General features: G+C 32.8%; 25 protein-coding genes. 13 read left to right on the top strand and 12 right to left on the bottom strand.

What is annotated here, in order from left to right; all coding sequences use genetic code 11:
- The first annotated feature begins 10 nt into the window (after positions 1 to 10).
- The 5 genes from ACRDEC_RS02760 to ACRDEC_RS02740 all read left to right on the top strand — a co-directional run bounded on the left by ACRDEC_RS02760 (position 11) and on the right by ACRDEC_RS02740 (position 3,548).
- Positions 11 to 385 (top strand): hypothetical protein, encoded by a 375-nt coding sequence (locus ACRDEC_RS02760; RefSeq protein WP_431496801.1) that lies wholly within the window; start codon positions 11 to 13, stop codon positions 383 to 385.
- A gap of 364 nt (positions 386 to 749) precedes the next feature.
- Positions 750 to 1,181 (top strand): thioredoxin family protein, encoded by a 432-nt coding sequence (locus tag ACRDEC_RS02755; protein WP_431496800.1) that lies wholly within the window; start codon positions 750 to 752, stop codon positions 1,179 to 1,181.
- 7 nt (positions 1,182 to 1,188) lie between these two features.
- Positions 1,189 to 2,112: an FAD:protein FMN transferase gene (locus tag ACRDEC_RS02750; RefSeq protein ID WP_431496799.1), complete on the top strand. Its 924-nt coding sequence runs from the start codon at positions 1,189 to 1,191 to the stop codon at positions 2,110 to 2,112.
- Positions 2,113 to 2,132: 20 nt separating this feature from the next.
- Complete coding sequence (locus ACRDEC_RS02745) at positions 2,133 to 2,339, top strand: DUF4266 domain-containing protein (RefSeq protein ID WP_431496926.1); 207 nt, start codon at positions 2,133 to 2,135, stop codon at positions 2,337 to 2,339.
- Positions 2,340 to 2,363: 24 nt separating this feature from the next.
- A complete protein-coding gene (locus ACRDEC_RS02740; protein WP_431496798.1) occupies positions 2,364 to 3,548 on the top strand; it encodes a DUF3570 domain-containing protein in 1,185 nt (394 codons plus the stop codon).
- 180 nt (positions 3,549 to 3,728) lie between these two features.
- Here the strand turns inward: ACRDEC_RS02740 and ACRDEC_RS02735 are convergent, their stop codons facing one another.
- Positions 3,729 to 4,172, bottom strand: a complete 444-nt coding sequence (locus ACRDEC_RS02735; RefSeq protein WP_431496797.1) for an Hsp20/alpha crystallin family protein — start codon at positions 4,170 to 4,172, stop codon at positions 3,729 to 3,731.
- A 210-nt stretch (positions 4,173 to 4,382) separates the two neighbouring features.
- Here ACRDEC_RS02735 and ACRDEC_RS02730 point away from each other — a divergent pair, with 210 nt between their 5' ends.
- From ACRDEC_RS02730 to ACRDEC_RS02710, 5 genes are read left to right on the top strand one after another with little or no spacing between them, the layout of a single operon-like run.
- Complete coding sequence (locus ACRDEC_RS02730; RefSeq protein WP_431496796.1) at positions 4,383 to 4,679, top strand: hypothetical protein; 297 nt, start codon at positions 4,383 to 4,385, stop codon at positions 4,677 to 4,679.
- Positions 4,680 to 4,699: 20 nt separating this feature from the next.
- Positions 4,700 to 5,161 (top strand): hypothetical protein, encoded by a 462-nt coding sequence (locus ACRDEC_RS02725; RefSeq protein WP_431496795.1) that lies wholly within the window; start codon positions 4,700 to 4,702, stop codon positions 5,159 to 5,161.
- 45 nt (positions 5,162 to 5,206) lie between these two features.
- Positions 5,207 to 6,007, top strand: a complete 801-nt coding sequence (locus ACRDEC_RS02720) for an MlaE family ABC transporter permease (RefSeq protein ID WP_431496794.1) — start codon at positions 5,207 to 5,209, stop codon at positions 6,005 to 6,007.
- A complete protein-coding gene (locus ACRDEC_RS02715) occupies positions 6,000 to 6,755 on the top strand; it encodes an ABC transporter ATP-binding protein (protein ID WP_431496793.1) in 756 nt (251 codons plus the stop codon). Before ACRDEC_RS02720 ends, ACRDEC_RS02715 begins: the two co-directional genes overlap by 8 nt.
- 6 nt (positions 6,756 to 6,761) lie before the next feature.
- Positions 6,762 to 7,736, top strand: coding sequence for an MlaD family protein (locus ACRDEC_RS02710; RefSeq protein WP_431496792.1), 975 nt, complete (start codon positions 6,762 to 6,764; stop codon positions 7,734 to 7,736).
- Positions 7,737 to 7,762: 26 nt separating this feature from the next.
- On the opposite strand, the gene ACRDEC_RS02705 is transcribed toward ACRDEC_RS02710, so the two are convergent.
- The 5 genes from ACRDEC_RS02705 to ACRDEC_RS02685 all read right to left on the bottom strand — a co-directional run bounded on the left by ACRDEC_RS02705 (position 7,763) and on the right by ACRDEC_RS02685 (position 12,696).
- The gene (locus ACRDEC_RS02705; RefSeq protein ID WP_431496791.1) at positions 7,763 to 9,310 is read right to left on the bottom strand and encodes a L,D-transpeptidase family protein; all 1,548 of its coding nucleotides are present in this window, start codon (positions 9,308 to 9,310) and stop codon (positions 7,763 to 7,765) included.
- A gap of 30 nt (positions 9,311 to 9,340) precedes the next feature.
- Positions 9,341 to 9,703 (bottom strand): hypothetical protein, encoded by a 363-nt coding sequence (locus ACRDEC_RS02700; RefSeq protein WP_431496790.1) that lies wholly within the window; start codon positions 9,701 to 9,703, stop codon positions 9,341 to 9,343.
- A gap of 224 nt (positions 9,704 to 9,927) precedes the next feature.
- Positions 9,928 to 10,764 (bottom strand): universal stress protein, encoded by an 837-nt coding sequence (locus ACRDEC_RS02695; protein WP_431496789.1) that lies wholly within the window; start codon positions 10,762 to 10,764, stop codon positions 9,928 to 9,930.
- 106 nt (positions 10,765 to 10,870) lie between these two features.
- Positions 10,871 to 11,689: a BRO family protein gene (locus ACRDEC_RS02690; protein WP_431496788.1), complete on the bottom strand. Its 819-nt coding sequence runs from the start codon at positions 11,687 to 11,689 to the stop codon at positions 10,871 to 10,873.
- A 17-nt stretch (positions 11,690 to 11,706) separates the two neighbouring features.
- Positions 11,707 to 12,696 carry a 2-hydroxyacid dehydrogenase gene (locus tag ACRDEC_RS02685; protein WP_431496787.1) on the bottom strand — a complete coding sequence of 330 codons (990 nt, stop codon included), beginning with the start codon at positions 12,694 to 12,696 and terminating at the stop codon, positions 11,707 to 11,709.
- Between the two features lie 197 nt (positions 12,697 to 12,893).
- Here ACRDEC_RS02685 and ACRDEC_RS02680 point away from each other — a divergent pair, with 197 nt between their 5' ends.
- A complete protein-coding gene (locus tag ACRDEC_RS02680) occupies positions 12,894 to 13,523 on the top strand; it encodes a hypothetical protein (protein ID WP_431496786.1) in 630 nt (209 codons plus the stop codon).
- 33 nt (positions 13,524 to 13,556) lie between these two features.
- On the opposite strand, the gene ACRDEC_RS02675 is transcribed toward ACRDEC_RS02680, so the two are convergent.
- From ACRDEC_RS02675 to ACRDEC_RS02650, 6 genes are all read right to left on the bottom strand, one after another.
- Positions 13,557 to 14,390 carry a universal stress protein gene (locus ACRDEC_RS02675; protein ID WP_431496785.1) on the bottom strand — a complete coding sequence of 278 codons (834 nt, stop codon included), beginning with the start codon at positions 14,388 to 14,390 and terminating at the stop codon, positions 13,557 to 13,559.
- A gap of 49 nt (positions 14,391 to 14,439) precedes the next feature.
- The gene (locus tag ACRDEC_RS02670) at positions 14,440 to 15,795 is read right to left on the bottom strand and encodes an MBL fold metallo-hydrolase RNA specificity domain-containing protein (protein WP_431496784.1); all 1,356 of its coding nucleotides are present in this window, start codon (positions 15,793 to 15,795) and stop codon (positions 14,440 to 14,442) included.
- On the bottom strand, positions 15,792 to 16,628 hold the full coding sequence (locus tag ACRDEC_RS02665) for a restriction endonuclease (protein ID WP_431496783.1): 837 nt from the start codon (positions 16,626 to 16,628) through the stop codon (positions 15,792 to 15,794). The genes ACRDEC_RS02670 and ACRDEC_RS02665 overlap by 4 nt, the downstream gene beginning before the upstream one ends.
- Positions 16,629 to 16,649: 21 nt before the next feature.
- Positions 16,650 to 16,961: a thioredoxin family protein gene (locus ACRDEC_RS02660; protein WP_431496782.1), complete on the bottom strand. Its 312-nt coding sequence runs from the start codon at positions 16,959 to 16,961 to the stop codon at positions 16,650 to 16,652.
- Positions 16,962 to 16,972: 11 nt separating this feature from the next.
- Positions 16,973 to 17,170, bottom strand: a complete 198-nt coding sequence (locus ACRDEC_RS02655) for a YgaP family membrane protein (RefSeq protein WP_431496925.1) — start codon at positions 17,168 to 17,170, stop codon at positions 16,973 to 16,975.
- 167 nt (positions 17,171 to 17,337) lie between these two features.
- Complete coding sequence (locus ACRDEC_RS02650; RefSeq protein ID WP_431496781.1) at positions 17,338 to 18,024, bottom strand: BON domain-containing protein; 687 nt, start codon at positions 18,022 to 18,024, stop codon at positions 17,338 to 17,340.
- Positions 18,025 to 18,213: 189 nt separating this feature from the next.
- On the opposite strand from ACRDEC_RS02650, the gene ACRDEC_RS02645 reads away from it, so the two are divergent.
- Together ACRDEC_RS02645 and ACRDEC_RS02640 are read left to right on the top strand one after the other, a co-directional pair.
- On the top strand, positions 18,214 to 19,401 hold the full coding sequence (locus tag ACRDEC_RS02645) for a PAS domain-containing sensor histidine kinase (protein WP_431496780.1): 1,188 nt from the start codon (positions 18,214 to 18,216) through the stop codon (positions 19,399 to 19,401).
- Positions 19,398 to 20,444: a response regulator gene (locus ACRDEC_RS02640; protein WP_431496779.1), complete on the top strand. Its 1,047-nt coding sequence runs from the start codon at positions 19,398 to 19,400 to the stop codon at positions 20,442 to 20,444. Before ACRDEC_RS02645 ends, ACRDEC_RS02640 begins: the two co-directional genes overlap by 4 nt.
- The last annotated feature ends 22 nt before the right edge of the window (positions 20,445 to 20,466 follow it).

Raw genomic sequence — 20,466 nt, 5'->3', positions numbered from 1 at the left:
TTATCATATCATGAACACAATCAAAGACGAGGCCGATCTAAGAAAAGAGCTGGCAGCCATTGATATAAAAATCAACCAACAAAATGATAAGAAAATTAAACTTTTCTTAGAAGCAATAGGTTTACAGGAAAAAGAATTACCTAAAGAATATTTAAAATGGAAAACCATTTTAATTGTAGTCCCTAACAAACATATTTCTAGTGAACTCAAACAATATAGGTTTTCTATCTCAAGAATTGCCTTTACAACAAATAACAATGCTGAAAAAATACATATTTATGATCAAGAAGAATGGAAAGAGACTTTTCGCAACAAAACACAATTACAAATTCGGAATTTATTAAAAACAACTTTTGGAGGTATTAAAAAAGTTCCTTCAGATTAATAAATACAGTAAATGATAGCATGCAGACATAAAAACATTTCATAAACAGAAGCGGTTGGCTTGGGCTATTACCTCTATTTATAACCATACTTGCTCCATTCAAAAACATGGTAGTTTTTCAATATAGCTTTGCTATAATCTTCTTGGCAATTTCAGGAACATTAGCTGCAAAAGCTGGAGGGTCAGATATTATTAAAGCTGTTATAAGAATCTCAATATGAGGAACATTTGCCATGATGATGTCTGCTCTAGTTGGTTACCTCTTCGGATCAAATATTGTTTAACCAAATCTTAAGAAAACAACAACACTAAATGTTTTTTTAAATCGTTAATATTAAAAGAATAAAACATAATAACAACTTCTATGAAATTAATTACACTATTGTTACTGTTTCTCCTACCAATACAATGGGAAACTGATTTTGAAACTGCAAAAAAAACAGCAAAAGAAAAGCACGAATTAATACTTCTAAACTTCTCCGGTTCTGACTGGTGTGGTCCTTGCATTATGTTACGAAAAGAATATCTCGAAAGTGAAACGTTTTCAAATATGGCCAATGATAATTTAGTATTGGTCAACGCAGATTTTCCAAGAAAGAAAAAAAATCTTGGCACACCTGAACAGATAAAACGTAATGAAGCATTAGCAGAACTATACAACAAAGAAGGATCATTCCCATTAACTCTTTTATTAAGTGCTGATGGTAAAATTTTAAAATCGTGGCATGGAAAACCTGAAATTTCAGTAGACCGATGGACATCAGAAATTAAAGCCATTTGCGATGCAAATAAGTAATTTCCAAATGGAAAAATTTTCTGAATCTCTTAAATTAATGGGAAATAACTTTACCATTACTGTTGTTGCTGATACTATAGATTTTGCAAAACAAAGCGTTGAATTAGCCATAGATGAAATCAGAAGAATTGAAAAACTCTTTACAACATTCAGCCCAGACAGTCAAACCAATCTCATTAATGATAATGCCGGGATCAAGCCAGTAAAAGTTGATGAAGAGGTTTTTAATTTAATTGAACGAAGTATAGGAATTTCCAAGATTACTCAAGGTGCTTTCGATATCACTTATGGAAGTATTGATAAAAGCTTATGGAATTTTGACAGAACCATGACTACACTTCCTTCAGCAGAACAAGCTCTTAAAATGGTTCATCTTATCAATTATAACAATATCATTCTTGATACTAATAACAAAACAGTATTCTTAAAAGAAAAAGGAATGCGTATTGGGTTTGGTGGTATTGGAAAAGGTTATGCTGCTGAAATGGCTAAAAACCTAATGATTAAAAATCATGTCAAAAGCGGAATTATAAATGCCAGTGGAGATTTAACCGCATGGGGAAAACAGCCTGATGGAAAACCATGGACAATAGGCATTGCCAACCCTGACAGTCCTCAGGATGCTTTTTCATATTTGGAAATATCAGGTAAAGCAATTGCTACCTCCGGAAATTATGAAAAATACATCATGATTGGCGGAAAAAAATATTCACATACTATTGACCCAAAAACTGGCTTACCCATTACGGGAATTAAAAGTGTTACCGTAATAAGTAACAATGCTGAATTTGCCGATGCTATGGCCACACCAATTGCTGTAATGGGAATTAAGGCAGGACTCTTTTTAGTAAATCAATTACCTGATTTACACTGTATTATAATAGACGATGACAATAAAATATATAACTCAAAAAACATCAATCTTAGATGAAAAAAGCAAAAATAAAAATTATGATCCAAACCTGTATTTTTTTGGCAGCCATTGGCTTAGTTTCCTGTGAATCAGTAAAAGAATACCAAAAAGGAAAAATCAATGATGCTGAAATGGTTTTGGCTAACCGCAAAATTCAGAAAACTGAAAACAGTTTTCAAACGTATCGAGAAGGTGCTTCGGGTGCAAATGGAGGAAAAACTGGTGGTGGCTGTGGCTGTAATTAATTCAATCTCTAACGAACCAAACAAATGAAAAGAATATTTATTACAGGATTTGCCCTGCTAGGTTTGATGCGCCTATCTGCACAAACGACACCAACAGATTCGACAAGCTATAAAAATACTAAACTAAAAATTGATGAAATCAATCTTGTTTCAAGTTATTACAAACAGGACGGAAACAATTCGGCTGTAACAGGAGGAATTGAATCTGAAAAACTGACAGACATTTCAAATACGATTGATGTCAAATTATTGAAGTACGGAAAAACAGGGATAAAACATACATTTGATATAGAAGCTGGAATAGACTACTATACCTCAGCTTCATCAGACATGATAGACCTTCAAGCAAATTCATCTGCTTCTTCTTCAGACATTCGTTTTTATCCGTCAGTATCCTATACTAGAGAAAATGAAGAAAAAGGAAATACATTAGGAGTAGGCATATCTTCTTCAACAGAATTTGATTACCAGTCTTTCGGAGGTAATATAAGTTATTCCCAGAAAACAAAAGACAAAAACGGAGAATTCACCGCAAAATTCCAGGCATACCTAGATCAGGTAAAACTGATTTTACCAACCGAATTGCGTCCTCCAGGAGTAGCAGGATATAACAATGCCTCTCGAAATACATTCGCAGGTTCATTGAGTTATTCTCAAGTAGTCAATAAAAATCTGCAAATTATGTTCTTAGCAGACGTTATTACACAAAGTGGTTACCTAAGTTTACCTTTTCACCGTGTCTATTTTAACGATGGTACAGTTCATCAGGAAAATTTACCAGACAATCGTTTAAAAATACCAATAGCATTTAGAGCCGCCTATTATCTTGGTGATAATATGATTATTAGAGCCTATTATAGGTATTATTCTGATGATTGGAAATTAACAGCACATACCGCAGATATAGAAATGCCGATAAAACTCACCTCTTTTTTTTCCATCAGTCCATTTTATAGATATTATGCACAGCAGGGAACAAAATATTTTAATGGATATAGAGTACACACGGCTGCAGAAGAATTTTACACTAGTAATTATGATCTCTCAACATTTAATAGCAGTTTCTTTGGCGCTGGCTTAAAATTCACACCTCTTAAGGGAGTTTTAGGAATGAAACATTTTAATGCTTTAGAAATCCGTTATGGTCATTATACAAAAACAACACAAATGACATCTGATATTATAAGTATCAATTTAAAATACAGATAAAATTTGTTTGATTTGTTCTTAATTCAGTAAATTTCAGTTCTTTTATTCTTGATTATGAACCCTCAAAAAAGGTTATTTCCGCTTTGTTAGTTTTTTTTATATTGGTTTGTCTTTGTAATTTCAAAACTATATAAGAAAATAAGAAGCCCAATTTTAATTATTGGGCTTCTCATGAAAGACCTAGCTAACTTCTATCAATTTGGTAGGTTTTGATTTACTAACTTCTTTTTTCGGAAGTGTGAGTCGCAATACTCCATTTTCATATTTAGCATCTACTTCATCATCCAAGAGATTATCTGGAAGTGAAAATGATCGACTAAATGAGTTGAAAGAAAATTCTTTTCTTCTGAAATTTTTTCCTTTTTCTTCTTTTTCTTCTTCTTTTTCAGCACTAATACTCAATACCCCATTTTCAAGTTCAATTTTAAAATCTTTTCGTTGCATACCTGGTACCGCAAGCTCTATCTGGTAATCTTTCGGATTTTCAATAATGTTTGCTTCTGGTATTTTGAAATACCTATCCATTAAAAAACCATTAAACAAAGGGGAATCAAAAATAAATTCTGGAAAAAAATTTTCCATTAATTTAGGAAATGAACTTCCTTTTTTTGCTACTGTTGACATGTTGATTGAATTAAGTTAGACATTTAATATTAGTCAAAGCTACCCCCTATTAATTCTAAACTAAATGATAGAAGACATTTGGATCAATGATTTGGATCACATTTGATTTACATCATATGATAATGGTCATTTTTTAATCTTTTTTATGATCGTACATTCGCATAGACTTCCACAGAATAACTTTTAATCTCAATACATTTACATGAAATCATGAAATCAAATCAAACCTTGAAAGCAAAATATGAAACACGAGATCAGGTTGAAAAAGCCCTAAAAAAGCTTGTGGTTATAGGTTACAACATAAACCAATTATGGATAATATCGACGGATTTATATTTAGAAGATCATGTCGTAAATTGTGACAACTCTGATTTACAAATTCAAAATCGAGAAATAAAGTATGAGAGCAAAATAAGAGCAGGTACTTATACATTGGTTATAACCGGCAATGATAAAGAACTTGAAAAAGCGCGTCAAATACTTAAATTACACATTCCAAAAGAATAATAACCTTATATAATAAAGTCATGAAAAATATAATTAAAAATACTGTATTTGTCTTTGCAATATTTGCTTTAATGGCAACGCGTTGCGCTAAAGATGCACCAGAAACGATAGTAGATGAGGATCAAGCAAGTGCCGATGCCATTCATTATCAGAAAAAAGAACAGGCGATTGCTGATTGGAATAGTTTTAAAAAAAAGGCAGACAACCTAAACGCAATAGCCCAAAACAACAGGAAAACACTTATGATTAAGATGAAGGAAATTAAAGGGAAATTAATAGTCGATCTTGATGCAGTTTATGCTAGATCTGGTTATGATCTTCTAGTGATGCAGGATCGACTAAAACATCGGGATTTGGAATTCACAAAAGAACTTAAAAAATATGATGAATCATCTGATATCAAGAATCAGGTTTTCCAGGAGGCTTATCTTAGTGAAATCGTCCAATTAAATATCCTTTTGGAGAAAACGATTAACGAATAGTTTCAAAGTCAAACAATCACACTATTTTCAATTAAATCAATTGATATGGCTGTAAATACTGAGAAAAATACAGAAAATACATTTATAACAACTGTACGCTCATTCCTAATTGAAATTGGCGAACTCTCCTATTTTGCACGTCGTTTTTTTAACGAAGTATTCAGACCTCCTTTTGAATCGAAGGAATTCTTTAAGCAATGTTTCAATGTAGGAAATCGTTCTTTACCGCTTATAGCTGTTACAGCATTTATCATAGGATTGGTTTTTACACTCCAGTCTCGGCCAACACTTGAAGAATTTGGTGCTTTATCTTGGATGTCTTCAATGGTTAGTATATCAATTGTTAGAGAAATTGGACCAATTATTACAGCCTTGGTTTGTGCAGGTCGAATCAGTTCGGGCATAAGTGCCGAAATTGGTTCTATGAGGGTAAGTGAGCAAATTGATGCCATGGAAGTCTCTGGAACAAACCCTTTCAAATATCTTGTGGTAACAAGAATTGCGGCAACAACATTGATGCTACCATTATTAGTTATCGTGGGCGATGCAATTTCGATCTATGCTTCTTATCTTGTTGAACACTTTAAAGGTAATGTTTCGTTTCATTTATATTTTAATGAAGTTTTCGAAGCGCTTAAGTTCCGTGATATTATGCCAGCAACTATAAAGACTTTCTTTTTTGGTTTTGCCATTGGTCTTGTGGGAAGCTTTAAGGGTTATTTTTGCAAAAAAGGAACAGCTGGAGTAGGAATCGCAGCCAATTCGGCGGTAGTATTCACCTCCATGTTGCTATTTTTTATTGATTTTATTGCTGTTTTTATTTCTAATATTATTTATCATGAATGATTCAGAAACTGCAGTTAAGAAAATTATGATTGAGATTAAAGGTCTTTGTAAAAGCTATGGAAAAAACCATGTATTAAAAGGTTTTGACATGAAACTTTATGAAGGAGAAAATCTTGTTGTTATGGGAAAATCAGGTTCCGGAAAATCGGTCATGATAAAGTGTCTGGTAGGTTTAGAAGATTATGAGGAAGGAACTGTAAAGGTCTTTGGAAAAGATATTAGACAATTTCAAAATAGAGAACTCGATGAATTACGTACCAATATAGGTTTCTTGTTTCAAGGAAGTGCACTATATGATTCCATGTCTGTAAAGGAAAATCTCGAATTCCCATTGAGACATCATCGTGAAAAATTTGGAAAAACAGAAAACACAATGGCATTAGTCATGAAAGCATTGGAAAATGTAGGTTTAGAACAAACTCTCGAGCTTATGCCCGAAGAACTTTCTGGAGGAATGAAACGAAGGATAGCATTGGCTCGGGCACTAATATTACAACCAACGGTCATGCTTTATGACGAGCCTACAACTGGTCTCGACCCTATTACCGCAAAGGAAATCGTTGCACTAATAAAATCCATACAAGAAAAACACAAAACCTCATCGGTTATTATTACACACGATCTTGACTGTGCAAGAATTATCTCAAACAGGATGATATTACTTATTAACGGGATTAATTATGCCGAAGGTACATTCGAACAATTGTCTGCTTCGGAAGATCCTGAGATTCAAGCCTTCTTTAAATAAAAAATCATGAAAGAAACTCCATATCAAAAATTACGACTCGGCATTTTTATGGTTCTCGGCACGTTGGTCTTTATTCTGGCAATTTATTTTGTTGGGAATAAACAAAGTATGTTTGGAAGAACTGTAATCTTAAATTCGGTATTCACCAATGTGAATGGTCTCCAGCCGGGAAACAATGTCCGTTATTCCGGAATCGACATTGGTACAGTGAGAAATATTGAAATGATAAACGACACTACCATAAAAGTTGAGATGGCCATCGACAGAAAAATACTGATTCATATAAAAAAAAATGCTGTAGCAACCATTAGTACCGACGGCCTTGTTGGGAGTATGATTGTAAATATCATTCCAGGAGCAGGAAATAATGCTTCAGTTTCTGATGGTACTACAATTAAATCATACAGCAGAGTCCGAACTGATGATATGCTAAAAACATTGACGGTTACTAATGAAAATGCTGCGCTTCTCACGGAAGACTTACTAAAAATTACCAACAGAATTACTCAAGGTAAAGGAAGTATAGGTCTTTTGCTTAACGATACAGCAATGGCAAACGATGTAAAAGAAACGCTTTATTATTTAAAAATAAGCAGTAAGGAAACCGCAAAATCAATTGAAAAAATCAATCAATTAATTACATCACTCGATAAAAAAGACAATACAATAGGTGTCTTAAAAGATACTGTTGTTGCAGGTAAAATAAGAAACATCATTATCAATTTAGAAAATTCGAGTCAGGCAGTAAATCAAACCATTGCAAAACTTGATGAAGTAGCTGTAAGTATCAAAGATGGCCACGGTGCCTTTAATTATCTAGTAAAAAATCCAGAATCTGCAGAAAAAGTAGATTCTATCCTAAAAAACATTAATGAGGCAAGTATTCTACTCAAAGAAGATCTAGAAGCTGCGAAACATAATTTTCTACTTAAAGGTTATTTCAAAAAACAAGAAAAATCAGCGAAGAAAAGTAAAAAATAAAATGATTAAGTGCTTATTTCTTTTCGTTAAAAAATCATATTGGCAAGCAACGCATCCCTCTGATAAATATCTTCATAAAAAGACACTTGTCCTTGTAAATCAGCCCATGCTGTAAAATAAGCGATATAAACTGGTATTTTTCTGCGTAGTAGATAACCTTTTTCTTTACCTGAATTCATAGCAGAAATAGTTTGTAATTCTGTCCAACCATAATCGCTTTCCATAATGATTGTTGCAAGCTCACAAGCCTTTTCTACGCGAATACATCCATGACTAAATGCTCTTTTTTCTTGATTAAAAAGTGACTTTTGAGGTGTATCATGCAGGTAAATATTATTAGAATTTGGAAATATGAATTTTACGAGTCCCAATGAATTATCTTTTCCCGGCTTTTGTCTTACTTTTCCATTATGCCATTCCATATGATGTTGCAAAAGGTAATTTGGATTTTTATTAATTGCTGGCATAATTTCTTTCACAAGAATCGATTGAGGAACATTCCAATAAGGGTTAAAAATAATCTGGTTAATTTCTCCTTTGAAAACAACTGTTTTATTAAGCTCTTTTCCGACCACTACTTTTGAAATAAAAAAAAGGTCGTTTCCTTTAAAATAGAATAATTTATAGGATGGGATATTAATAGCGATATAATCGACTGGTGAAATATCGACCCATCGACAGCGTTCCATATTAACTGATATGCTTTTTATTCGATTCTCAACTGATACATTAAGTGATGTGATTAATTTATTCGTAATCAAACTATCATATTTGAGGTTATGATGCATTTGATAATTACTTATTCCGTTAAGTAAATCGTCGTCAAATTCATTCTTACCAGAATCTCCAATCAGATAACCTTCTGTCGCGAGTCTAGTTCGCACTTGAGTGATTAAAGTTGAAATTGTGCCAAATTTAATAGACTTGTCTTTTATAGCATCTATTTTTTGCCAACCCCCTTTTTCAGCAATTGTTTTATATTTTTTTAATCCATTTCTTAGACTATAATATTGACTAAACAATTCTGTCATCTCTTTTTTTTTCAACTCGGGGTTAAATAGAAGTGTATCAATTCCTGTTGAATAAATTTCTTTTTCTTTCGTAAGAAACCATCCCGTACGCATTCTTTTCTCTTTGGAAATCCCAGAATAAACTTTTTTTATGTAATAAAAATAAAGAGAACTGATTAATAATTCTGCATCTGTCATGTTTTTTGAATTTCCGTAAAATACTTGATCTAGTTCTTCTTTGTAAGGAATGTACTGTGGGAGTCCTTCATCATTCAATTGGTTGGCGCTTTTAAAAAGCATTGATGCGAATTTGGTAATCACATCCTTGTCATGCCATATAAGATGATTATTCTTATAATAGAGTTTCCTAACGTCAGATTTAAACTCATTATATTCGGGATGATGCTCAAAAAAGCCTACAATTTTGTTAGTATCAATAATTTCTGAGTTTGCACATCTAGGAAATGATACTTTTTTATTCTTATTTTCCAGATTTACATTCACAAAAAAACAAATGTTTAAAATAATACTTGTAATAATTGCAATGTGTAATGTATTTTTCATGTGCCCATGTATTATTTGTAAAAGTTTTTTTCAACTTAACGCCAATATAAAATGCTGAACATTACCAGTACTGTAAAAATCTCTGACTACAATTGATTTTTCATCAAGCGCATTTAATATTGAATTTCTAACAGCATATTCATCATGTTGCTCATTTTTTTTCAGGTTAATTATAATATTAAAGTGAATTTCCATTGGAGAATATTCCTTGGATATGGGTAATCGATAATGGTCAGATTCTTGATAGTCATCAACCAAAATGAATGTACCATTTCCAATTAAAAATTCCTCATTTAGATAACCTTTTAACAAATGTGATAGTTCTTCAAAAGTAATATTGTCATTAAATTTAATATTACCTCTGAATTTTATTTTGACGAGTGACTTAACCATAGGAATTTGTTTTATTTGTAAAAATTTATAAGAACTTTACACGTTTGATTTGGGAACTTCAATACCCATACGTTTCATCTCAGTTAACAATTTTTCGGAAATCGTACGACAATTGCAATTTTTAGCATGATTCAAGTGCCATGCTATTCGTTGTTCTGTTGTTGGTCTTTTGGGCATCTTGTGCGCTTTATGCCATTCAATATTTATTTTCATAAAAATCATTATTATAAATCATTATGAGGCATTCCCAATAATGGTATTGTGGAATGATAGCCAAGTTTTCTAGAAAGGCTGTAAGCAAATATTTTTTTGAAAAAACCTTTGTGGTGTACAGGAATGGATACAATATCTATTTTGTTGATATCTATGAAATCAATTACAGTACCTTCAGTATCATTGCTAGCCAGAATATAAAAATTTATGCCGGCCTTCGGAAAAAAACTTTTCCATTTAAGAATCGTATTACTTTCTTCGGCTTCATGATGCTCCTTTACCTCAAGAACATCAATATGAGCGTGAAGTAATATTGCTAATTCATTTAATCTTCTCAACAAATCAATATTGGTGCTTTTTAAGTGTGAAAGAAAGAGCATTTTTTTTATAGGCTTAAAATGGCAATGGGCTGGAATGGCAAGTACTGTTTTTCTAGACTGATTCATTACATTATCTGTCACTGAGCCTAAAAAAACATCAGAAAATCCACTTGCACCATTAGTTCCCATAATGACATAATCCACATTTTCTTTTTCGGCAACTTCTTTTATCGTTGCAATAGCATTTCCTTCTTGAAGCATGTGAGTAACTTTAATATGCTCCATTTTTTCTTTTTCAATGATGACCCGTAGTTTTGGTATTTCGCTTTTAAAATTTTCAAACTCATCCCACTCGCTTATATTAAAATTTATGGCTAGAAAATTATTGTCTATATAACCATTGACAGGAAACTCATAAGCATGAAGTGTAATAATTTCAGCATTTATCATTTCTGCAAGATGTAAAGCATAAACAAATGCATTAAATGATGTTTTAGAAAAATCTGTTGGGAAAAGAATTTTTTTCATAATAATATATTTTAATTGAATTGTAAATTAATAATCCTATGTTCGTAGAAGAATACCAATAATCATATACCTGTAAATAGTAAACATAAAATCTTTTTAAAAGATACTACTTCTTTGTTTTTAAATCATCTTCCTTAAGCATTTGCTGCTGTCCTTTTTTAAGTTCGCTTTTGATATCCTCAATCTGTTTCTCCATAGGAAGGGTTTCTGGAGTCTTACCTGTATTGTTTATAATAATTTTTCTAATATCACGGCCAACTTCAAAATGGGTTTGCTCCAGATTCTGCTGACCTTTAATATGACTTCTTTTAATCCGCTCCTCGGTTTGTGTTACGCGAAAAAGATTTGCCGCAAGTTCAGCACGACCCATTTGATCAATAAGGCTCCCTTTTATTATTTTGCGGCGAGCTTTTAATTTCCATGCCTCCATATTGTACATACCTAAATAACCTGCATTTTGAAATTTAGAGAAATCTGTTACACCTGATTGCTTAACTATAGATGCTAATGATTTATTCCCTTCTGATAAGTCTTCTCTAATAAGCATGCGTTTAATCTGTGAATTGTCTTTCATATACAATTCAAATTTTCTGGTTTGGTTTGCAAAATAGACTTGAGCCTCCGCCACCTCCTTTTTTTTAGGATCACCGTTCATTACAGCTAAATAGCATGCAAACCGGGTCAATCTGAAATCCTGCCAGGACTTTCCATTATTACTTCTTTCTTCAGCAATAATATTTTCATAATATAGAATATCCAACGCAGAAAGAGCTTTCGTTACATTATCAAGTACTTTCTGGAACGATTTCATACTCTTATAACCCAACATCGTCATAAGGTCTGTTGCCCACCAATAAGTCATTCCATTTTCATTCCTGAAATCCTCAAAAGTGATCTTTTCTTTAATTTGTTTTTGTGTATTCATGATTTTCAATTATTAAATTAATGGAGTTCATTTTCAGTATTCTTACCTTGCGCCCAACAATCTAAATTATACATGGTCGTTTCAGCAATATTTAATAGTGCTTCAACAGTGGCAAATGCCTGATGTGGTGTAATGATAACATTCGGGTAAGTAAGTAATCTAGCCAAGACTGAATCAATTTTACCATTTAAGGAATGATCATAAAAAAACACCCCTTTTTCGTTTTCATAAACATCAATACCAAGATAACCAATGCTATTATTTGCCAATGCCTTTAACACACTAGCTGTATTTAATACTGAACCTCTTGACGTGTTTATAAGTATTACGTTACGTTTCATTACATTAATCATTTCGCTTCCTATCAAATATTTAGTTTCCGAATTAAGCGGCATATGAATGGTGATTATATCAGATTCACTACATAAAGTTTCTAAATCGGTATAATTGAAATCATACTTTTGGATTAATTCTTCGTTTTTTATTTTGTCAAACCCAAGTAATTTACATCCAAAACCATTCATAATTTTTGCCATTACGCTCCCAATCCTACCTGTTCCGATAATCCCAACAGTTTTATTATTCAAATCAAATCCAATTAGATTATTTATTCTAAAGTCACGATTATGTACTTGTTTATCTGCCAAAATCATTTTCCGATTAAGTGCTAGGATAAGTGCTACGGCATGTTCCGCAATTGCATAGGGTGAATATTCAGGTACATTGGCACATTTAATTCCTAAGTAGTTTGCAATCGAAACATCCACATTATCAAAACCTGCAGCTCGTATCGCTATATATTTGACACCAATAGCTTTTAATTTTTCTATTACATTAGCTGAAACATCATCACCAGTAAAAACGACTACAGCTTCATGACTTTCTGCTTGCATAATTGTATCTGCTGATAATGCATCTTTAGTGAAAGTTAGATAATGATTAAAACTGTTTGCTTTAACCAAGTAAGTGCGTTCAAAGTCTTTACTACTGTAAATAATAATTTTCATTTGTCTAATTCCGATATCTATAATTAATAAACTGATTTTAAAGAGGTAAAACTACAAAACATACAATTTTAGTAACATGACGAACATCACAATTCAGAAATTTCAATACTTATTTTGGTGTGTGTTTTAATGATATCTATCATTTTTAGGAGATCGCTGAATTACTAATTTTACTTATCATCTAAAAAAATAAACAAATGAAAAAAACATATTGGACAAGCATTATTATAACATTTTGTTTCGTAAGCTGCGGAACATCAAAAATTACAGATTCATGGAAGGCAAATAATGAAAATCTAGGCACTTATAATAAAATTATGGTCTTAGGTCTTATTAGTAATTCAGAAAGCTGTGTGCAAGAAAAAATGGAAGATCATATGGTTGGTGATCTTAAAGATTTAGGATACAATGCTATTTCTTCACTTAGCGAATATGGGCCCAAATTCTTTGAAAATATGGATGAAAAAACAGCATTAACAAAGATTAGAAACAACGGAGTTGATGCTGTAATTACAATAGTAATGCTTGATAAAAAAAGTAAAAAAGATTATGTACCAGCTTACATACATCACTCTCCTTACGGATATTATCATGATCGTTTCTGGAACTATCAGGCAGTATTGTATAATAGAATATATGAATCTGATTACTATGTTACAAACACAAAATATTTTTGGGAAAGCAATTTTTATCGCATGGTCGACCAAAAACTTATTTATTCAGTTCAGACAGAATCATTCGATCCTTCCAATTCCGAAAGGCTTGGTCATGAATATGGAAAGTTAATTATAAAAGACATGGTTCGCCAGAAAGTATTTCACAAGTAAAAAGCAGTTTAATGAAACTATTCGAATACTAATTTATTCGTAAGGAATTGCCAATACAGGAATTTTAGAATGAAAAACTATGTTTCTTGCTATGCTACTTAAAAAGAGTTTTTCAAGTAGTCCTTTGTGTTTTACAGTCATGGCGACAAGGTCGATATGATTCTTTACAATAGTATCCAAAATAGTATTTTCAATATCATCACTTTCTATAATATTAAAATCAATACGCTCTTCCATATAATTATATTCCCAATCCTTGAGTGTATTCCATTCATCATCGATAGGGTTTGACTTTACTTCTAGCACATTAATATGAGCATTGAAAACGCCAGATAGATGCAGTAATTTTCCTAATACAGCCCTATGTCTTCTTTCGAATTGGGTTAGAAATAGTATTTTATTTAATGGTTTGAATTGGCAATACTCTGGAATGGCAAAAACTGGTATTTTTGTACTATTCATGACTTTTTCAGCTACTGTACCAAGTAAAACTTCCTCAATCCCGGAAGCACCTTTAGTGCCCATGACTATAAAATTGATATGATTACTTTCTGCAACTTCTAAGATTATATCAACTGGGTTTCCTCTCTCAAGTACATAGGAAAGATTAATGTGATGTCCCTTATTTCTTTCTGCTATATCCCTGAATATGGGAACGTCACTTTTGTAATTCTCAAATTCACTCCATTCAAGAGTTTCATAATCCAATGGAAGAGAACTATAATAATCACCAAAAACATTCATAGGAAGATCAAAAACATGTAGAATGATGATTTCAGCATTCAATTTACTGGCTAGGTGAATTGCATAAACAAAAGCATTAATCGAAGCATGTGAAAAGTCTGTTGGGAATAGTATTTTTTTCATGATAACTACTTTTAATATAAACAAGATGGGTATTTCTGATGTAGATTATTTAAATTTCAATTTCTTGACCTATTAAAGGAACAGCGCAGTTGTAGCCGTATCGTTCTTTTATTTTAAGTCGTAATTCATCTGCTGCTTCATTTTCTCCATGTACCAAAAAAACTTTTTCCGGTTTTGCTTCGAGTGCTGAAAGCCATTCTAACAAACCTTCCTGATCGGCATGTGCTGACAGACTTTCAATTTCATATACCTTCGCCCCTACTGTATAATATTTACCTCTCATTTTAATTTCTGCAGCATGATCTAATAATTTTCTGCCACGTGTTCCTTCAGCTTGATAACCAGATATAATTATTGAAGTGCTTTCCATGCTTAAATAATATTCTAGATAAGATAAAATCCTACCACCTGTAAGCATACCACTAGCAGCAATGACAACTTTTGGCTGCTTGTCATAAATAGCATCAATAGTATCTTTGTAATCTGAAATCATCGTAAACATCGCACACATCTCCGTAATATCTTCAGCTGGTAACTTGTGCCATTTCAGATTAGCATTAAAAATACTTACAACGCTAATTCCCATTGGCGTATCAAGGATATAAGGTACATCAGGTATTTTTTTCTCCTTTTTAAGTTGCCAAAGAAGATACATGATAGACTGTACTCTTTCTACAGCAAATCCAGGAATAAGTACAGTACCGTTATTTCGAATGGTGTCGTTGATATAAGTTTCAAGCTCTAGTTTAGCATCGTCTAAAGGATGGAGACGGTTACCATAAGTACTTTCAAGAAAAATATAATCGCCCTTTTTGGGGCGCACTGGAGGAAACATCAACACATCATTATCTCTTCCTATATCACCTGAAAAAACAAGTACTTTATTTTCAAGAGAAAGTTCAATACTGCATGCCCCAATAATATGTCCTGCATTGGTAAACACTGCACTAATTTCTGCATCAAGCATAACTGGTTTCCCTACTTCGATTACTTTAAACATTGGCAAGACGTTTTCCGCTTGTTTTACAGTATAAAGTGGCTCAGCAATTTCATGAGCTGAATAATGCCCTTTATTTGCCAGTTCGGCTTCTTCTTCCTGAATTTTAGCACTGTCGAGCATTACAAGCCTTGCCACATCTTTTGTAGGTGAAGTACAATAAATCTTTCCGTGAAACCCTTCGGCAACCAATCGAGGCAGCCAGCCACAATGGTCCAAATGTCCATGAGTTAGAAGTACAAAATCAATAGAGGATGGCAAAACTGGAAGTGGCTCCCAATTCAATTCCCTCAAAGCCTTCACTCCTTGAAACTGTCCGCAGTCAATAAGTATGGTGACACCATTGCTTTCAATAAGCGTTTTTGAACCAGTGACTGTACCGGCTCCACCAAGGAATTTTATTTTCATTTTATAAAATAATTGCAAAGCCCAGCGGCTTCATTAAGGATATTTTTTTTGCGACCCTCACTAACACCTATTTTTAGCAGCGTATCAGAAGAATCGATGAGTTGTTTAACAAGTATAATATTTAAAATGAGTAATTTTTCTTTTTCTACCATAGACAGCGTGGTAAGACAAGTTAGAGGATACAATACTCCAATATCAATTTTTGTTTTCAGATTATTTTCCGAAGGATAATCCCAACTCAACATTTCCAATCCCGAACAACCAGCAAATGTAATGGCATCAACTGTAAAACGATTATTGGTAACAATCAAACATTTGTCTATAGTTTCCGAATTAGAAAAAATTTGATGCCGAGAGTCCTTAATATCATTAAAACGGGATAGAATATACATTGGAACCTTAACATCAGACACTGCGTTACTTCCTGCATGGAACTTACATTCCACCATAGTTAAGATATCCATCTTTTTGAGTACAATATCAATTTCGTGGAGCACGCAGTTTCCTTGTAGCATGAGGTTAGTCTTGGTTATATATCCTTCTGACATAAAAAGAAGTGATACAAATTTTTCAAAGAAAAACCCCGCTGGACCTAATTGTTGTATTGCAGCTCTCAGATTGTATCTTGCTGCATGTGATGCGGATATTTTTTTTAGCATTTTACCTGCTAATCGGTAAATTTCCCTGGTTCTCATACCATTATGCAATTTCCCGTGAATATGAGCCATAATCCCCTCAACAGCTATTGCATCTGCTCCTGATCTTAGTAGTGACTTTCTTAATTTTTCAGGATTGAAGTCTACAATATCTCCCGAATTCTTGATGATTTTCATAGCCTCTCTATTTTATATAAACTAATAATTCCAATGATTTCTTTCAATAATTTTAAGGATTATTGAGCCCCTATTCAGATATCCTGAATGAATCCATAACTGTTTTCCATTCCTGAAAAGCATTAAAGTCGGAAAGTTAGTCACACAATAATTTTCAGCCAATTGTTTGTTTTTATTAACATTAACTTTTACAATAACTACTCTTTTTTGCAGACAATTTTGTACGCGTTCCAAAACAGGGAGTAACGATTGTGATGAGTCACAAGTCGGTTTATGAAAATCAATAAGCACTAGTCTTTTAGAATTGATAATTGTAGAAAGTTTGACACTCATAATTGATCCGTTTATTTCTTTAATTTGTTTTTTCTGATGGTACTGAATTTGAATGGCCGATAAAGCAAACAAAATCCATTTATTGAAGAAAGTATCAATATCACCGCAATAACACCCATTAAAATCTGGGTTGTATCATCCCAACAATCTATAAAGTAAAATAGTGTAGCCACTAGGACAATCCTGACTGTTCTATCTATTGAACCCATATTTTTTTTTGTTGTATTCTTATTAACTAACATAAATTCTCTTTTTAATTGTAAAACTACCACTGATTATAACTATGAAAAATGACCTTCATCACAGAAATTACTTTTCACATGTACTTTTCACATGTACTTTTCACATGTACTTTTCCAAAAAAAGAAAGCAGGATTCACATCCTGTCTTTATTTTTTTGGAAAGCGTGCTCGTATTCCACCTTTAGGTTGTTGATGACCGACCAAACTCCTGGGGTTTTCCAAGTAATTCGACCTGCCTCTTCTTTTTGATATAACGAAGTAACAAAACCAGCTAGGGTTACCGTGGTTCCTGAAACATCTACAGTGATGGTGTCTCCGTTTATAGACCAATGACGTTTAAGAGCATTTTTTATTAATTTTTCCTCCAGTTCATCATGAACCTCAGATTCGATCGTAATATTATTGATGACTCCTTTAACTCCTTGTATATAATATAACACTCTTTTTACTGCTTCACGTTGGTAATCCCATGAAAAAGTACCATCAAGGTAAACCCAACCATTTTCAACTTTAATCTTAACTTTCAAATCAGGAATAGACCAATTGTTTTTAAAAGCACTGAGTAATTGCTCTGCAATCTCTTGATCCGTTTTACCAGCAGCATGAGGCAATCTTACTTCTATTTTTTCAACTACAGCCTTAACACCTTCAACTTTCTTGGCCGCTTTTTCGGCTTCAATTCTTTTTAAATAATTATCTACCGTTCCCATAAGAGTAACAACTCCATCTTTAACAGTTACTCCAATTTCCGCTGCATGTAATAAAGGTTCCCATTTAATAGCATCCTCTACATCTTGTTGTATTTGTTCATTATTCTTCATTATAATAGATTTTTAAGTTAAATTATCATTTACACTTTTTCAAAACTGTAATAATAATATTCAAATTTCTGCATTATCTAATATCAATAAAATGATCTGCATCAGCTTAAAATGTAATTTCGCTCATATTATTATTTCAATATGATTTAATAAATATTACCTTTGATAATAAGCCAAAATACTTGTTGAATGAAAAGTTCAGAATTATTACATGCCGTTGTCCAGAATGCTATTGACGGTATTATTTCTATTGATGAAAACGGTATTGTGGAAAGCATCAACCCTTCAGCTTGTAAACTATTTGGATATGTTCCTGATGAAGTCATAGGAAATAACATTTCCATGCTCATGCCTCCACCCGACAAACTCCAACACGATCACTATTTACGACGTTATCAGGTAACGCATAAACCCAGAATTATAGGTATTGGTCGTGAAGTAACCGGATTAAGGAGAGATGGCAGTACTTTTCCTTTACGATTGGGGGTTAGTGAGGTGAGGTATAATGAAAGAACATTTTTTGTGGGATTTATTCACGATCTAACACAGCAAAAGGAGGTTGAAGAAAGACTCAAAGATTATGCTATGCACTTGGAGGAATTGGTTGAAATTAGAACCCAATCACTTAATGAAACGATTCATGCATTAGAAATTGCTAAAGAGCAAATTAGCAATTCACTTGAAAATGAAAAAGAACTTGGTAAACTTAAAAATATGTTTATCTCTATGGCTTCACATGAATTTAGAACACCATTAAGTACAATTCTACTTTCGGCTTCCTTGATAGATAAATACGCAGCACCCGCAAAATTGGTGGAAATCAACAAGCATGTCGAAAAAATAAAAGGATCAGTAACAGGTCTTAATGCAATACTGAATAATTTTCTCCAAATGGAAAAGTTAGACAGTGGTAAAGTAGAAGCTGCCAAGTCTAATTTTGACATACAGAATTTCTCCAAAGAAATAACCGAAGAAATGCAATTATTGGCTAAAACAAACCAAACTATCAAATACAAGCATATAGGTTCAGAAAAAATGATAAATCTTGATAGAAACCTGATTAAAAACTGTATTGTCAATTTGATAACCAATGCTATAAAATATTCGGGTGATGATGCCTTAATTGAACTTAGTACCGAAACTAATACAGACAATTGTATTATTCAAGTAAAAGATAATGGGATTGGCATTCCTAAAGAGGATCAAAAATATTTATTTGATGCTTTTTTCAGAGCACATAATACGGGTACTATACCCGGAACTGGATTGGGTCTTAACATCGTGGCTCGATATGTTGCACTAATGAATGGAACGGTATCTTTTGAAAGCAACACTAAAAACGGAACAATTTTTTCACTTAAATTTCCTATGACATGATTAAAGTATTGATTATTGAAGACAACGATGACATCCGTGATAATGTCAAGGAAATCTTGTTTTTAGGGGGGTATGAAGTTTTTGAAGCAAATAATGGTAAAACCGGAGCCGAATTAGCAATGAAAAATATGCCTGATATCATTCTATGTGATATCATGATGGGTGACCTTGACGGCTATGGAGTGTTGCATCTTTTGAATAAACACGATCAGACCAAAGCAATTCCGTTTATTTTTATGACTGCAAAATCTGAGAGAACTGATGTACGCAAAGGAATGGAATTAGGAGCCGACGATTATCTGACCAAACCTTTTGACGATACTGAACTATTAAATGCTATTGAAACTAGATTAAAAAAAAGACAGATACATGCTGAATTTTACACCAAATCAATTCGTAATTTATCCGAGCTAGTATCTCAAAAAGAAGGATTAGAAGAGTTAAAAGCCGCTTTAGAGGATCGAAAAGTAAGAGTTTTCAAAAAAAATCAAATCATTTATTATGAAGGTGATCGCGCTAATGGTATTTGGGTAATTCTTGACGGAAAAATAAAAGTAACCAAAATGGCAGAAGACGGAAGGGAATTGATGTCTGGAATATTTGAAACAGATCATTTTTTAGCTGTCAATACACTTTTTTCAGAAGGATTATTTATTGATACTGCAACTACTGTAGAAGAAAGCCATTTGGTTCAGCTTCCAAAAGAGCAATTTGAAGAATTTATCAATTTATACCCAGATGTCGCTGGAAAATTCATTCGAATACTCGCCAGCCAAATAAGAATCCAAGAAGAACGACTGATACAATTGGCTTACCAATCTGTAAGAAAGCGTATTGCGGAAAGTTTATTCCGACTTCATTCACAAAGCAATAAGCAGGAAAATGTTATTATTAGCAGGATTGATCTTGCCGCTTTGTCAGGAACGGCTCCTGAAACTGTAAGCCGAACGCTATCTGATTTAAAAGATGAAGGCATTATTGAAAAAAAAGGAAGTAACATTATAATCCTAGACCTTAAAAAATTAGAAAATGTAAAAAACTAAGAGTTTTAAAATCCTGATTTAT

Source organism: Flavobacterium sp., assembly GCF_050696275.1.
In the GTDB taxonomy this organism is placed as follows: Bacteria; Bacteroidota; Bacteroidia; order Flavobacteriales; family Flavobacteriaceae; genus Flavobacterium.
This window is presented reverse-complemented; position numbering and strand designations above follow the sequence as displayed.